Raw genomic sequence first — 14,901 nt, forward strand, 5'->3', positions numbered from 1 at the left:
TCCTTTCGGCGTCCATTCGGCGTCCGGCTCCGGCGCCGCTGGAAAACGGCGCCGGAGCTTGCGGATTCAAGCGACGGCATCGGCTGCAATCAGCCGCAAATCGGCGGTAAACCGCAGCTTGTGGCTCAGCCAGCTCAGCAATATGGCCGTCAGCGCCGCCGACGCCGCAAGAATAAACATAATGAGCAGCTGATAACGGACCGTTTCAATAGGGTCGGCGCCTGCAACGATCATGCCGGGCAGTCGCGCCGAGCGGTCTGCTCCAGCAGCCGTCCTTCGCCCATAAACCAGACCGTATCGCTGAGTAGCCGGCGCTTCATAACGCCGCTTGACTACCTGATCTAACGCTAGCAACAGGGTCACCTTCCCCGGACCTCCTCATCAAACTCCCGCTCTATTATATCGGGAATTCGCTGTCGCTGGAAAGCCCGCGTCCGATGATGAAGCTCACATTCGGTCATCGTTCCCGCCGCGCTCGACCGCTTTCATTTGGCGCAGCCGAAGCCGGTAGCCGAGCATAACAACGCCGAGAAACGCAGAATAAATCAGCAGCACAGCAGCGGCCTGACCCGGCTCGGCTGCCACGGTGTCGCCCACAATGGCAAATACGAGCATCACCGGCACCTTGCCGAGCACCGTCGCCGCGGCAAACAGCCAAACCGGAATAAGGCTCAACGCCGAATAAATATTGACGACCGGAGCGGGAACAAATGGCAGCAGACGCGCTACCAGCACCCCGATAAACGGATGACGCTCAAACATCACGGTAAATCGTTCCACCTGCCGAAACCTGGCCAAGTAGCTCCGTCCCTGCTCGCGAAACAAGAGGCGGACGAGCAGCAGCATCAGCACAGCGGCAATCGAGGACCCGGCTACGTTCAGCAGAGACCCGACCGCCACGCCGTACTTGGCTCCCATCACGCCGCCCACAACGCCAAACGGAATGACCGGCACAAGAGCAAGCAGCACCGACAACAGCAGCAGCAGCGGCAGGTCAGCGCTGTCGCCGGCCGCTAGCCAGGCCGCAAGCTCCTGCTTATACAGCAGGCCGGCGGCGATCAGCAGCACATAACCGAGCAGCAGCAGCACAGGCTTCACAAGCAGGGCTCCTTTCCGCCGCACTACAGCTTCATGCGCTGCAGCCGCAGCGCGTTCAGCACTACGGACACCGAGCTGAGCGCCATCGCTGCGCCTGCAAGCCACGGAGCCAGGAAACCCAGCGCCGCAATCGGGATGCCGACGACGTTGTAGGCGAGCGCCCAAAATAAATTTTGACGAATGTTCCGCATCGTCCTGCGGCTCAGGCCAATCGCATCGGAAATGCCTGTCAGGTCGCCGCGCATCAAGGTCACATCGGCCGCTTCCATCGCGATATCCGTCCCGGTGCCGATCGCCATGCCGATATCCGCCGTCGCCAGCGCTGGCGCATCATTGATGCCGTCCCCGACCATCGCCACCTTGCGCCCGGCGTCCTGCAGCTTCTTCACCTCCAGCGCCTTGCCCTCCGGCAGCACCTCAGCCAGCACATGCGCTATGCCCGCTTGCGCCGCAATCGCCCGCGCCGTCCGCTCATTGTCGCCGGTCATCATCAGTACCTCGATGCCTTCGCGCTGCAAGCGCGCCACGGCTTCACGCGAGGTATCGCGGATCGTATCCGCAACGCCAACCATCCCGGCATAATCGCCATCGACGGCAATCAGCATGACGGTCCGCCCTTCTTCCTCCAAAGCGCTCATGTCCGTATAAGCCGGTTGCGCGTCAACGCCAGCCTTCTCCATCAGCCTGCGGGTGCCGATCAGCAGCTCCCGGCCCTCCACGACCGCCCGTACCCCATAGCCGGGGATCGCCTCGAACCCGTCCGTATGTGCCGCCAGTTGAATACCGCGCGCCATAATACCTGCGACAATCGCTTCGGCAAGCGGATGCTCCGAAGAGCGTTCCGCCGCTCCTACCCAGGACAGCAGCGTCTGCTCGTCCTGCCCGCGGCTGATGCGAACATCCGTTAAGGCCGGCTTGCCCTTCGTCACGGTTCCCGTCTTATCCACGACAACCGTGTCGATCCGGTGGGCTGCCTCCAGATGCTCTCCGCCCTTGAACAAAATGCCCAGCTCAGCCGCCCGCCCTGATCCGGCCATAATCGAGGTCGGTGTAGCCAGACCGAGGGCGCATGGGCATGCAATGACCAGCACGGCAATCGCCTTCTCCAGCGCATCCGCAAACCCGCCTGTTCCAATGACAAAATACCAGCTGACAAACGTCAGCGCCGCGATCCCGACCACAATCGGAACGAAGATGCCGGAAATGGCATCGGCTACCCGTTGAATCGGCGCTTTGGAGCTTTGCGCTTCTTCGACAACCCGGATAATTTGCGCCAGCGCCGTATCCTTGCCGACCTGCGTCGCACGAATGCGAAGCGAGCCGTTTTTGTTGATGGTCGCGCCGATCGCCTTGTCGCCGGGCTTCTTCTCCACCGGAAGGCTCTCGCCCGTCAGCATCGACTCATCAATGGAGGAGGCTCCCTCCTCCACGATGCCGTCCACCGGAATTTTTTCCCCCGGCTTGACAAGCAGCCTGTCACCGACCACGACGTCGCCGATCGGCAGCTGCAGCTCCTGTCCGTCGCGGATGACTCGCGCTGTTTTCGCCTGCAAGCCCATCAAGGTACGAATCGCTTCGGATGACCGGCCCTTGGCCAGCGCTTCAAACAGCTTACCAAGCAAAATCAGCGTAATGAGCACAGCGCTCGTTTCATAATAATACCCGGCGCCGTGTCCGTGACCTGCCAGTGCGTTTTCAAACGTCAAATACAAGCTGTACAAATAAGCAGCCGAAGTGCCAAGCGCAACCAGCACATCCATATTCGCACTGCCGTTGCGCAGTGCTTTATACGCGCCCACGTAGAAGGGCCAGCCGATGACAAACTGAACCGGCGTAGCCAGCACAAGCTGGAACCACGGGTTCATAAACAGCTCCGGCAGCCAAATAAACGAGGTGAAGGCGAAATGGCTCACCATGGCCCAGAGCAGCGGCAGAGAGAGCAGCGCGGAGACGAGCAGTCTGCGCCTCTGCCGCCCGATTTCCGCCGCCTTGCGCTGCTGCGGCTCCTGCTCCTCCTGCTTGGGAGCTGCCTCATAGCCGAGCTGGGCAACCTTCTTCACGACATCGGATACTCCTGTCTGCGCCGGATTGTATTCCACGTAAGCTGTTTCCAGCGCAAGGTTAACCGTCGCCCGGTTTACGCCCGGCAGCTTATGCAAGCCCTTTTCGATCCGGGTCGCGCAAGCGGCGCACGTCATCCCGCCGATCTGAAGCTCGGCGCTCTCCTGCACCGTGCCATAACCAAGCGCTTCGATTTTCCCTTCCACCCGGCTCCGATCCGTAAGCGCAGGATCATAAGTCACCGAGGCTTGCTCCAGAGCCAAATTTACCGTCGCGACGGAAACCCCCTCCAGCCTCGTTAAGCCTTTCTCAATCCGGGTCGCACACGCAGCGCAGGTCATGCCTGTTACTTGCCACGTCTCTTGACGCTGTCCGGCGGTTGTCATCACTACCACTCCTATTTGCCCGGCTTTACTTGAATGATGACTTCATCATATTATACCCCCCACCCGTATGTCAACCGAAACGGCGACCAGCCCGGTACGACACCATCAGCCCAGAATACGCACAAGTTTAAGTACGACGTCCGGAAAACAGGGCAGTTTTCCAGCGCACCGTCTCTCATCGCGATTAAACGGACCGCTCCGCCGCTAGCTGCTAGCCCCCCGCCTGCACCGAATAAGCATGCACCTCGCGGCCGCCGCCATACCGCATAAAGTCGGCAAACAGCCGGTATTCGCCTGCTGCAGGCAAGATCACCTCCAGCTCATAACGTCCATTGCCGCGCTCAGCCGGGTGCAGATGGTCGTAATAGCTCAGGTCTTTGCTGACCACAATCAGATGCAGCGGCAGCTCATGGCGCAGCTCAAGCCGCCTGAGCGGGCGCTGCTGCCCGTCAAGCAGCTGTATGGTCACCTTCACAGCTTGTCCCGCTATCGGCCGCTCCGGCGCTAAACCCCACTGTACAGCTGCTCCCGTCAAGGAGCCGGTATCCGGACGATACCCGGCCCCCTGACCTTGCCCGGGCGGGTCAGACGGTTCCGCCGCGCGGCGGCTGCCCGTTTCGACGGCTTGCGGCCGATTCCCCGCCAGCCAACCTGTCAGCAGCCCGGCCAGTAAGCTTGCCAGCAAGCCTGCCAGGAGCACCGCAATCGTCAGCCGACTCCATCCCCATTGCCTCATAACGCGCCCCCTCGTGAACATGGTCTACGCTCCCAGTGTCGGCCAAATACCGTCAGCTCCATACGCGGACCGGCTCCTGCCCAATTGCCGTCAGCCCCATACGCGGACCGGCGCTAGCCAAATTCCGTCAGCCGACAGCCTGAGCCTGAGCCACCATGCCTCCGCTTCCTTCACACGCACGACCCGCGCTTTCCCCGTATACGTACCTTCTGCTTATTCCACACGCACGTTCCGCGCTCTCCCCGTACACGTACCTTCTGCTTCTTTCACACGCACAACATGCTCACCCCTGCGCACGTATCCTCTGCTTATTTCACGCGCCGCTGCACGATCTGCATCGTCTGCCGGGCCGCGCGCAGCATGGACTTGCGTTCAGCAGCGCTCATGGACGCCGGGAGCTCGCGTCCTGCGGTGATCAGCTCGCGCACCGGCAGCACTTCATAAGCCGTTCCGGCCTTCGTACGGACGCGGCGCACCCAGGTCGGCACGTAATCCAGCTGACGCAGCCGGGTGCCGATTTCATCCTTTTCCAGCGTAGCCAGCAGCAGCAGCCCATGGCGCGTGGCGGGACGGCCCATTAGCGTCGTCGAGACGAAATTGCCGAGCGAATAGGCCGCCGCCTGTCCGCCGGGAGCATGCACGACCGGCTGCACGACATGCGGGTGCGCGCCCAGCACCAGATCGGCCCCGCCCCGCTGCAGCATACGGACAATCCGCTTCTGCACGGCTACCGGCTCATGGGTATATTCCTTGCCGAAATGCGGACATACAATCGTATAGTCCGCCTGCCGACGGACGGCTGCAAGATCACGCAGCATCTGCTCCTCGTTCAGCAGATTGACCATCCACGCTTGCTCGCGCGCCAGCGGCAGCTTGTTGGTGCTTTTCGAATAGGACAGTATCCCGATCCTTATACCCTTCACGTCGAGCAATAACGGCTGCCTGGCCTCCGCTTCGCTGCGAAAGGTTCCGGTATGCGCCACACCCGCCTGGTCCAGCACATTCAGCGTGCGGATCAAGCCCTCGGTTCCCCGGTCCAGACAATGATTATTGCCCGTCACAAGCACGTCAAAGCCCGCCTCCCGCAAATCGGAAGCGAGCCGCTCAGGCGCGTGAAACGTATAAAACCCGGTACGCGGATGGCGGTACGTAAACCGGCTCTGCTTCCCGCCGAGCGGCACCTCCAGATTGCCGATCGTCAAATCCGCCTGCCGCAGCAGCGGCGCGACATAACGGAACAGCGGAGCGAAATCGTAACCGTCCGCATCCGTGCGACGGGCCGCATTCACAATGGACGAAGAGATCAAAATATCGCCGACAGCGGCAATTTGCGCAATGGTGGACATCAGGCGTTCCTCCTCCCGGCTTTATCTTATTCCGTTTCGGCAGCTCCCGTTCCCGCCATAGGCAGCAGCGAACAGCACACCAGGAACGCGCTGAAAAGCGGCGCCGCGGAAGCAGAAACAGCTGAAACGCCAAACAGCCTTCATCTCCGTCTACCCTGGAAATGAAGGCTCCTTCCGTTACTTATGCGCCATTACGGCCTATACTCCCCGAAGCCCACTAGACATCGAATTCCAGCTGCTTTTTCGCCTGGGCGATAAACGCGATCGGCGTCGGGATCGTTTCCTTGTCGTATTCGATCGCGCCGATTTTCAACACCAGCTCCACCTTGTATTTCTGCGCGTATTCCGTCGTATTCAGCACATCGACGCGATTTTTCAGCCGGTCGATAACAAAGTTGGCTCCTTCGCGGTCGGTGAACAGCAGCATCCCCCAGGTTGGATTTTCGCGGTTCAGCATGTAAAGCGAATCATTCGTCCGGATGCTCGTCTGGTTAATTTGCGACAGATCGTGCACCGCCTCCATCAGCTTCTCCTCGCTGATCATCCGCCTGATCTCGTCCCAATACTTGACACTAAGCACCAGCAGCGTCAGCGGCATGTTGTAGCGGACGGACAGCGCCATAAATACGGTCGCATCGTTTTGGAAGGACAACGTATTTTTCAAGCTCGTCGTCTCATCTACCGTCGCCAGCGAGGCGTTCGCTTTTTTGAGCTCCTCATTTTCCGTTTGAAGCTGCTTGTTCGCCATTGTAAACAACCATGTCGCAATCGTAAACAAAGGCGTCATGATCAGCCAGAAGTAGTTTTGCGTCGCAATCGTTCCTCCGGCCACGACAGTTTGGTACAACGTGAACGTCCCGTAGCCGAACACAAACAAAATATTCAGAATCAAGCCTGTCGTCACGCTGGTGAAATAAGTGATGACGGCGATCAGAAACGCCAGATTCAGAAAAATAATGTTCTGGATGTACAAATTCGGGTCCGCCGCTATAAACACGATGCTGATAAAGCAGGCGATGAACAGCAGCAAAAATGCTCCGTCCGATACCGTGCCGCCTTGCAACCGTCTCATCGTCTCCGCCCCCGCCTCGTCGTCGTATTCGTGTCGGTATTCGTTTTCGTACCCGTCTTCGGCTTCGACCTCGAAGTTCGCTTCCTATGCTTGCGGATCATCATAATCAGAGACACAAGCACCAGCACCATGACCAGCGCCGCTGCAATCGTGAAGCCCAGTACATCCTTGCGCGCCAGCACATCGCTCATCAGCGAAGACGGCTCGGCCTCGGCCAGCTTTTTGAACCGGAACGCCTGTGTATTGCCATCCTTGTCCGTGACGACGCCATCGCCGAACACCTTCCACAGCGTCCCCTCGGTGGCGATCAGCTTGGAGGCCAAATACGTATATTCCGGGCTGCTGCCCGTAACCGCCAGCAGCCCGTAGCCATTTTCATACGGCGAGTCGATCAGCTGCAGCGACCCGATTCGCTTCCCGTATTCCGTCTCGATGCTCATCTTTTCATTCGACAGAAATCCGGCTCCGCCTGCGCCATACCGGAAGTACAGCTTGTCGTTGGCCTCCCGGATCACCTTGTTGTCCTGGTAGCTGCCGATGGCCACGACTTGTCTGCCCTTCAGCTCCGTGGCCCCGGCTTCATCCCCATAAAAACGGACCTCGCCTGTATTCGTCTGCGCATATTGGCCGAGCAGGTTAAACAGGCTGGTCAGCGTCTGGTACGTATAGGTCTCGCGTTTGCTTGGCAGCACAACGGCAATCTGGTTATAGCTGCCGTCCCGCAGAAACGGATACGGATAGTTATTAAACAGCAGATCCGCCCGGTCCTTCGTATTCAGCTGCAGCATCGAGTCCTTTTCGACGAAGGCCCACGGCATCTGGTCCTGATTTTCAATACAGCCGCTATTATTCGGAATTTCCAGGTCAAACGCAACGGTTACCGAGAAATTGCCGGAGATGTTCAAATTTTTCGGCACCGGCAATGTCAGATGGTCCCCATCCGCCAGCTCGGCAGACAGCTTCTTGCTGCCAATCGGCGTCCTGTCGATCAGCACCGTTACCATCGAACGGCTCATATCGAGATTTTTCGCATAGCGGAAATTAAGGCTGAGCTTGCTGGCGTCCGCAACGGAACGGTTGCCCGGCAGCGCAACGAAATAAGTCTTTTCCCTGTGCATCGAGCCGGTCAGCTTATCGCCGATTTCGGTCAATGTGACATTGCGGCTGACATTGACCGCAGGCGTCGCAACCTCAGTCGTCGCATCCACAAGCTTCGTATTCGCACTCATTTGCTCCAGCAGCGACTGATTGGCTACGAGCCGTCCCGCCTTCGCCAGCATCGCCGCATCACGCGATGTCACGACCAGCGTCGGCTGCGCGCCCGCGTTCACCAGTTGGATCAGCGCCTTGTCCTGCAGCTCGGACGTGCTCAGCGGCGCCTTCAGCTCATTCGGCAGGTTGTCATAGAGCGCAAACAGCACAACAGCCTGCTTGCCCTTCACCTGCTCAGCGCCGTATTGCACCAGCGGGATCGTTTTCCCCTTAAGCTTGTTGGCCTTGGCAAAGCCGGACAATGCGTAGGTAGCTGCCTCCAGCTCAGCCACATCGCCGCGCTCCGACACCGCAACTGCATTCAGCCCTTCATCCACCGTATCGAGTCCGATAAAATGGCGGTTAAAGTCCTGAATGCTGTCCTTCATCGCTTCATTGGCATATTGGACCGCAATACGCGACGTATCGAACACCTGCAGCCAATTGTTGCGCATATCGGTCGGTAAACAAGCAAGCTGCGTTGCCGGATTCGTCGTCTCCAGAGAGCCTTGGATCGTCAGCGTATTGCCGCCTTCGATCAGCAGCGAGGTCGGCGCGCTGATCGTCAGCTGCTGCTTGTCCGCATCCCCCATCACCGGTCGGAAGGAATGAAAGGGGGTGCCGTTCAGCAGCAGCGTCACGCTGGAGCGTTCTCCGTTCGTCAGCTGCGAAGCCTTGTAGTCCAGCTGAATCTGGACCGCCTCCACCTTCCAGTAATCTTCGACCTGGAAAAATTGTTGCGCCGAGCTGCCCCCGCCAATGAGCGAAGCGGTATTCAGCATCGTACCATACGTTTTCCGGACGGCGGCCCCTGCCTCTGCGCCTTCCGCACGAACGCCCGGCGGCAGCAGCAAAGCGAAGCAGAGCAGAGCAATGGTCAGCAATCGTTTGTTCACAAGTCTTCTCTCCTGCCTTGGAAGCGATTTAGAAGCGCTCGGTTTTATACCACTTGGCTTCCCGTTTGAATATAACATCCTTGAGGTAAGTATACATGCCGTAAGCGGCTACGACCATCCACATCTGGCAATAGGAAATATACATCAGCATAATGATCCATACATTGGACAGCCGCATCTCGCCCTTCTCGGTGACAAGCGTAATAAACGTGCCGACAATAAACAGCGTAATCGCCAGCAGCCACAGAAACGAGCTGAAGCTTGCAATGGTCGTCGTAATATACCCGAGCGCGTTCAGCACAAGCAGCAGGTCCGATGTAATAAGCGAGGTCAGCAGCAAAAAGTAAATGGACAGAAAATACAAAATATCAAACCGGATCAGCCTGGCCTTCGGATCAAACAGCCGCGGGATATTTTTGACGATCACATAGATGTTGCCCTTGGCCCACCGTGTCCGCTGCTTGAACCAAACCTTGAGCGTCTGCGGCTCCTGCTCCCAGGTGACCGACTTCGGCTGGAATTTGATTTTGTAGCCCATCATATAAATCCGGAAGCTGATCTCGGTATCCTCGGCGATCGCCTTCACGTCCCAGCCGCCGATCCGTTCAATAATCTCGCGCCGCATAATGAAATTCGTACCGGGAATCGTGCACAGCTTGAACAGCTTCCAGCGGCCTGCTTGCGCCATCCACTGGAACGATAACGTCTCAATGTTGATAAACCGGGTCAGCAGATTGGCGTCGCGATTCCGCGTCCGGAACTTGCCGATCACCGCGCCCAGCTTGGCATCATGCGCAATTTCCGAGACGAGGTACAGCAGCGCCTTGCGCTCCGGCGTATTGTCGGCATCGTAGATCGCGATCAGCTCACCGCGGCTCAGGCCGAAGCCCAGATTGAGCGCGTTGGACTTCCCTTTGCCTCCGGTAACCGCGTCCGTGTTCAGCACGATCAGATTGCGCTCCGGGTGCTTCGCCTGCAGCTTGCCGAGCAGCACGCTGCTGTCATCCGAGGAGTTGTCGTTGATGACGATAATTTCGTAGCGGTCCCGCGGATATTGCAGCGCCAGCAGCGACTCCACCGTCTTCACGATGACCTTCGCTTCGTTATGCGCCGGCACCATGATCGACACAAACGGCGCCTCCCCCTCCAGCTCGGGGACATCCTGATTTTCCAACTGAATGTAATACAAGTAACCGGCCACAATCAGCACAACATTCACAAGCAGCAGTGACCAGATACACATGACGGAAACAAGCATAAACAAATCGGCAAGAGTCATAGTTTTCGCTCCGAGTGGATATATTTGCGTTTGTACAGCCGGTATCCGATGACGAGGAAGCCGGCAAAAATAACTAATGTCGATGCAATTAATGCAATAAAAATGTTATTTTGCACGGTAAACAGCTCATCCAGCGTGCGCGGCCCCTCCTGAATGTAGGTATGCTGCGCGTCCACCTCGTTAAACGCCTTGTTCAGCACGAGCGTCCGTCCGTTGATCTGCAGCGCGCCCTGCCGGGAGCGAATCTCGTAGCTGTCGGTACGGACTTCATGAGCGGCAAGCTTGTAATCGGCATACGCCCTCCAATCGCCCTTGAGCGCCTCCAGCGTCTCCTTCAGCTGCTGCTCGTCCTGCGGCATGTCAAGCACAAGCGCAGTATTCATCGGCAGCGGCTCGATCCGCGTAGTCGTCTGCCCGAAGCGCTTCAGCTCTCCGAAGGGCAGCGTGTACAACGTAGACGCCATCGCGCTTGACTTGTCCGTCCGCGCCTGATATAAAATCCGCTCATTCGGAAACATCAGCATTGAGTCAAAAAAAGTAAGGCCCCGCGTCGCATAGTGCTCGTCATACGTCCAATACATCTCCGCCCCGACCCCCAGCGGCGCAATCCCGTAATCGGCCAGCACCTGGATAAAGGTCGCCATCAGGCTTTTCAGCGTCTTGATATCATGGTTCAGGCTCATCGCCACAAACGGCGCGTTCACCACGATGCTGCCATTGCGGGACTGCACATACTTGAGCGTTTCCAAATATCTCCTTACGGCCGGATAGTCGAAGTTTTCCAGCACCGGGGCGGCGCTGACGATAAACGGAATGCCCGCCTCATACAGCTGGTCGGCCATCCGCTTGAGCAGCCCGAGGTCCGAGAACGGATAGACTTCCCGGAACGCCGCATAATAGCGGCCCTGCCCTTCGACGGACAGCCAGTCCTTCAGCAGGTAAGCGATGGCCAGCTCGCTCAGATTGCCCTTCTCCATCTGGGGCACATAGGCAAAGCGGCCGTTCAGCACGCCGTACGGCGATGTCTGCGACCGCAGACCGGAGGTCCACGTCCCGTACGCTTGGCCCGCGAAATGCGTGATCGACGGCATCGCCTCGACGCCAATCCCCGCCTGCGACAGCTGACCGATCGTCAGCTTCGCCGTGTCGCGGCCGCCGGGCTCCTCCTGCAGCTCCAGCGCCTGCGCCGCCTGCTCGGGCAGAAAGGCTCCGATATGCAGGTACTTGCCTGCATAGGCGGCAAGCTCCTGCGCATAGCCTGCCGGCAGCTGCGGCAAATCCCGCCGGTTGCGCAGCTCGATCACGCCGTCGAAGCCGCCGAGCATCCCGGGCTTGTACTGGTCGAACGAGTGCAGCGTCACCTGGGCCTGGAACGACGCAAGCAGCCGCTGCAGCGCCTCGATATTGCCCTCGGCTTTCGTGCCTAACGCCAGACTGTCATAGATGACCAGCACCTGCTTGGGCTTCTTCGCTTCGCTCCCTGCGGCGGCGCTGCTATTCCCCGCATTCGCCGCACCGGCGAGTTCAGCCGCCTGCACGGTCCGGCCCGGAGCCATCGGAGCGATAAACAGGCCGCACGCGAGCAGCAGACAAAGCATCGTTATCGTTCTGCGCAGCATACGCTCCCCTCCTGTCTAGTTGTACGCCTCCTCCGCTTCCTCCTCGTCCTCCGGCAGCTCCTCCGCGACAGGCTCCAGCTCCTCCTTGCTCCAGAGCCGCAGTCCGCACACATCGGCAGCGGTGACATAGGAAACCAGATCAAAGCAGGTGGTGAACAAAAATTCATGCTTGGACAAATCCGCGTCTCCCGCCCCGATAATCGACACGACGATGCCCGACAATCCGACCAGCATCATCATAGCCATCAGCGATAGCCGCAGCATATGGCGGCTGTGCCGCGCGCGAACGCCGGCGAGAAAGGACGGCATGTACAGCCCGAGCACCAGCAGCATCCAGAGCAAGATGAAGCCGAACGTTTTCGGCGCCAGCGCGTCCTTCAGGAGGCTATAGCCGGAGAAAAAAGACGTTTGCGCCCCGAACGGCTTCCCCGCCTCCAGCTCGTAGTTGCCCATCGCGGGCGGACGGATCGTAAAGCCGTGCTGGGCGGCCAGATTGAGCATTTTCCCAGCCTGATCCGGATGCGTAATGTAATAAGCGAGTATCGAAACAAAGCCATACCGGCTGTAAAATTCCTTGTCCAGCAGCTCGGAGTCCATATCAACCGTTGCATACGACCGAAAGTAAATACTGCCATTCAGCATCGCATATTGCTTGTCAATTCCGAACGATTTCAGCGTCGCCTCCGGGTCGTGCGAATCCAGCAAAATCCCGCGCGTCATCGCATGGTATTGGTTCATATGAACAAATTCCTTCGGGATGAGCACATAGGTCGCGATTCCAGCCGCAAGCATACTCGTCAGCATGCAAGCCGCCAGCAGCCGGTACGTGCGGCTTGTGCGAATAAAGATCAGCAGCACGCCCATCACCGCAATGACCAGGCCGACCGGCGCATTTTGCTGCTTGCTCATCGTGAGGATCAACCCGCTGACCGCAAATACGGCAAGCATCGCATAATCATTGTAGCGTCTACGGTACAGCAGCAGCCCGGAAGCCAGGACAAGCAGCGCCATGATCAGCACAACGCTTTCACCGAAAAAGGAGTTGAAATACGACGTGTACGCCGTATCGGCAAACAGGAATACGGCCAAGGCAGCCAGCGGGTAGCCCACCTTCCAAGACAATTTCCAGGTTGCAGCCTCCACCAGCAAGTAAACCGCTATCGTGTACAGCATGGTGTAGACGAACGCCTGAAAGCGAATATCAAACGCCGTTGAGCTGTACAGCAGCTTGTTCAGCAGCAGCGATACATAAATAAACAAGCTCTGCGAGGAAAATAAAGCGTCTCCGTACTCGTCATAATATTGAACAATGCCATAATCCTTGACAAAATAACCAAGGAACCGGCTTTTATAATCCGGCAGGCTGAAATAAAGACCATTGCCATATAAAATCCGTGAAAAATCCCCGTTGTCGGCCATGCCGATATACGGAGGAACCAGCAGCGCCATGATCGTAATCAAGAACACCCCGGCAGCCGCAGCTGTCGCAGGCGACACCCTGCGGGCGAGGAAACGCAAAATCGAACCCGGTGACATGGAGCAAGCCCTCTTTCTCTTCCTTATCACAGATTAGACCATTTTACCATACACGCCGACTTTTCTCAGGTGCCAATATTTTGTTTCGCCAGCTGCGCATCCTCTTCATCTTCATAGTCCGCTTCAACCTCGTCCGGCTCCTCTTCGGGGACCGGCTCCAGCTCCTCCTTGCCCCAGAGCCTGCGCCCGAGCACATCGGCAGCAACGATGAAGGTGATCAGATCGAAGCAGGTCGTGAACAGAAATTCATGCTTGGACAAATCCGCGTCCCCCGCCCCGATGATCGACACCGCGATCCCCGACAGTCCGACCATCATCATCATCGCAACCAGCGACAGCCGCAGCATATGGCGCATATGCCGGGCGCGGAACCCCGCAAGAAAGGACGGGGTGTACAGCCCAAGCACCACCAGCATCCAGATGAGAATGAAGCCGAACGTTTTCGGCGCCAGCGCGTCCTTCAACAGGCTGTAGCCGGCGAAAAACGACGTTTGCGCCGCAAACGGCTTGCCCGCCGATTCCTCATAATTGCCCATGGCGGGAGGACGAATCGTGAAGCCCTGCTGCGCGGCCAGATTCAGCATTTTCCCTGCTTGATCCGGATGCGTTAAATAATAGGTCAAAATCGAGACAAAGCCGTACTGGCTGTAAAACTCCTTCTCCAGCAGCTCCGAATCGACATCAATTGTCGCATGCGGAGCAAAATAAATGCTGTGGTTCAGCACGGCGTACTGCTTGTCAATTCCGAACGTTTTCAGCGTCGCTTCCGGATCATGCGAATTCATCAAAACTCCGCGCGTCATCGCATGGTATTTATTGATATGTACAAACTCATGCGGAATCAGCGCATAGGTGCCAATACCTGCCGCCAGCAAGCTGGCCAGCACGCCGGAAGCCACGGCCCGGTAGGTGCGGCTCGACCGGATCAAGATCACCAGCACGCCCATCACCGCGATAATCAGGCCCACCGGAGCATTTTGCTGCTTGCTCGTCGTCAGGAGCAGACCGCTGACCGCAAATACCGCCAGCATCGCATAATCGTTGTACCGTTTGCGGTACAGCAGCAAGCCCGAGGCGATGACCAGCAGCGCCATGATCAGCACAACGCTTTCGCTGAAAAACGAGTTAAAAAACGCCGTATACGCCGTATCCGCAAACATAAACACCGCCAGCGCTGCGATCGGATAGCCGAGCTTTGCAGGCAGCTTCCAGGTCGCAGCCTCCACCAGCAAATAGACAGCCGCTGTATACAGCAGCGTATAAATGAAGCCCTGGAAGCGGATATCAAACACCGTCGTACTGTACAGCAGCTTATTCAGCAGCAGCCCCAGATGGAGAAACAAGCTTTGGGAGGAAAACAACGCCGCCGCGTTTTCATCATAATATTGAAGAATGCCGTATTCCTTGATAAAGTAGCCCAAATACTTGCTCATATAGGCCGGATCACTGAAATAAAGCCCGTTGCCGTATAAAATCCGAAAATAGTCTCCGTTGTCGGCCATACCGATATACGGAGGCACGAACAATGCCATAACCGTAATCAAGAACACCCCGGCAGCCGCAGCTGCCGCAGGCGACACCCATCGGGCGATCAAACGAAAAACCGTACCCGGTGACATGC

Annotated in this window: 11 protein-coding genes; all 11 read right to left on the reverse strand. The window is 57.9% G+C overall.

Going from position 1 to position 14,901, the window contains the following annotated elements:
• Positions 1 to 66 precede the first annotated feature (66 nt).
• The 11 genes from AC6ROY_RS23275 to wsfD (AC6ROY_RS23325) all read right to left on the reverse strand — a co-directional run bounded on the left by AC6ROY_RS23275 (position 67) and on the right by wsfD (AC6ROY_RS23325) (position 14,899).
• Positions 67 to 363, reverse strand: coding sequence for an ABC transporter permease (locus AC6ROY_RS23275; protein ID WP_500102962.1), 297 nt, complete (start codon positions 361 to 363; stop codon positions 67 to 69).
• Between the two features lie 84 nt (positions 364 to 447).
• Positions 448 to 1,098, reverse strand: coding sequence for a TVP38/TMEM64 family protein (locus AC6ROY_RS23280; protein WP_500102963.1), 651 nt, complete (start codon positions 1,096 to 1,098; stop codon positions 448 to 450).
• A 23-nt stretch (positions 1,099 to 1,121) separates the two neighbouring features.
• A complete protein-coding gene (locus tag AC6ROY_RS23285; protein WP_500102964.1) occupies positions 1,122 to 3,545 on the reverse strand; it encodes a heavy metal translocating P-type ATPase in 2,424 nt (807 codons plus the stop codon).
• Positions 3,546 to 3,756: 211 nt separating this feature from the next.
• Complete coding sequence (locus AC6ROY_RS23290; protein WP_500102965.1) at positions 3,757 to 4,281, reverse strand: DUF8832 domain-containing protein; 525 nt, start codon at positions 4,279 to 4,281, stop codon at positions 3,757 to 3,759.
• Between the two features lie 308 nt (positions 4,282 to 4,589).
• Complete coding sequence (locus AC6ROY_RS23295) at positions 4,590 to 5,627, reverse strand: CapA family protein (RefSeq protein WP_500102966.1); 1,038 nt, start codon at positions 5,625 to 5,627, stop codon at positions 4,590 to 4,592.
• 217 nt (positions 5,628 to 5,844) lie between these two features.
• Complete coding sequence (locus AC6ROY_RS23300) at positions 5,845 to 6,699, reverse strand: diguanylate cyclase domain-containing protein (RefSeq protein ID WP_500102967.1); 855 nt, start codon at positions 6,697 to 6,699, stop codon at positions 5,845 to 5,847.
• The gene (locus AC6ROY_RS23305) at positions 6,696 to 8,846 is read right to left on the reverse strand and encodes a cellulose biosynthesis cyclic di-GMP-binding regulatory protein BcsB (RefSeq protein WP_500102968.1); all 2,151 of its coding nucleotides are present in this window, start codon (positions 8,844 to 8,846) and stop codon (positions 6,696 to 6,698) included. Before AC6ROY_RS23305 ends, AC6ROY_RS23300 begins: the two co-directional genes overlap by 4 nt.
• Before the next feature lie 28 nt (positions 8,847 to 8,874).
• Positions 8,875 to 10,125 carry a glycosyltransferase family 2 protein gene (locus tag AC6ROY_RS23310; RefSeq protein WP_500102969.1) on the reverse strand — a complete coding sequence of 417 codons (1,251 nt, stop codon included), beginning with the start codon at positions 10,123 to 10,125 and terminating at the stop codon, positions 8,875 to 8,877.
• Positions 10,122 to 11,744, reverse strand: a complete 1,623-nt coding sequence (locus tag AC6ROY_RS23315; RefSeq protein WP_500102970.1) for a hypothetical protein — start codon at positions 11,742 to 11,744, stop codon at positions 10,122 to 10,124. Before AC6ROY_RS23315 ends, AC6ROY_RS23310 begins: the two co-directional genes overlap by 4 nt.
• A gap of 15 nt (positions 11,745 to 11,759) precedes the next feature.
• Positions 11,760 to 13,280, reverse strand: a complete 1,521-nt coding sequence (gene wsfD / locus AC6ROY_RS23320) for a glycan biosynthesis hexose transferase WsfD (protein ID WP_500102971.1) — start codon at positions 13,278 to 13,280, stop codon at positions 11,760 to 11,762.
• A 65-nt stretch (positions 13,281 to 13,345) separates the two neighbouring features.
• On the reverse strand, positions 13,346 to 14,899 hold the full coding sequence (wsfD, locus tag AC6ROY_RS23325; protein WP_500102972.1) for a glycan biosynthesis hexose transferase WsfD: 1,554 nt from the start codon (positions 14,897 to 14,899) through the stop codon (positions 13,346 to 13,348).
• Between the last annotated feature and the right edge of the window lie 2 nt (positions 14,900 to 14,901).

It is taken from the genome of Paenibacillus sp. sg306046 (assembly GCF_059821225.1).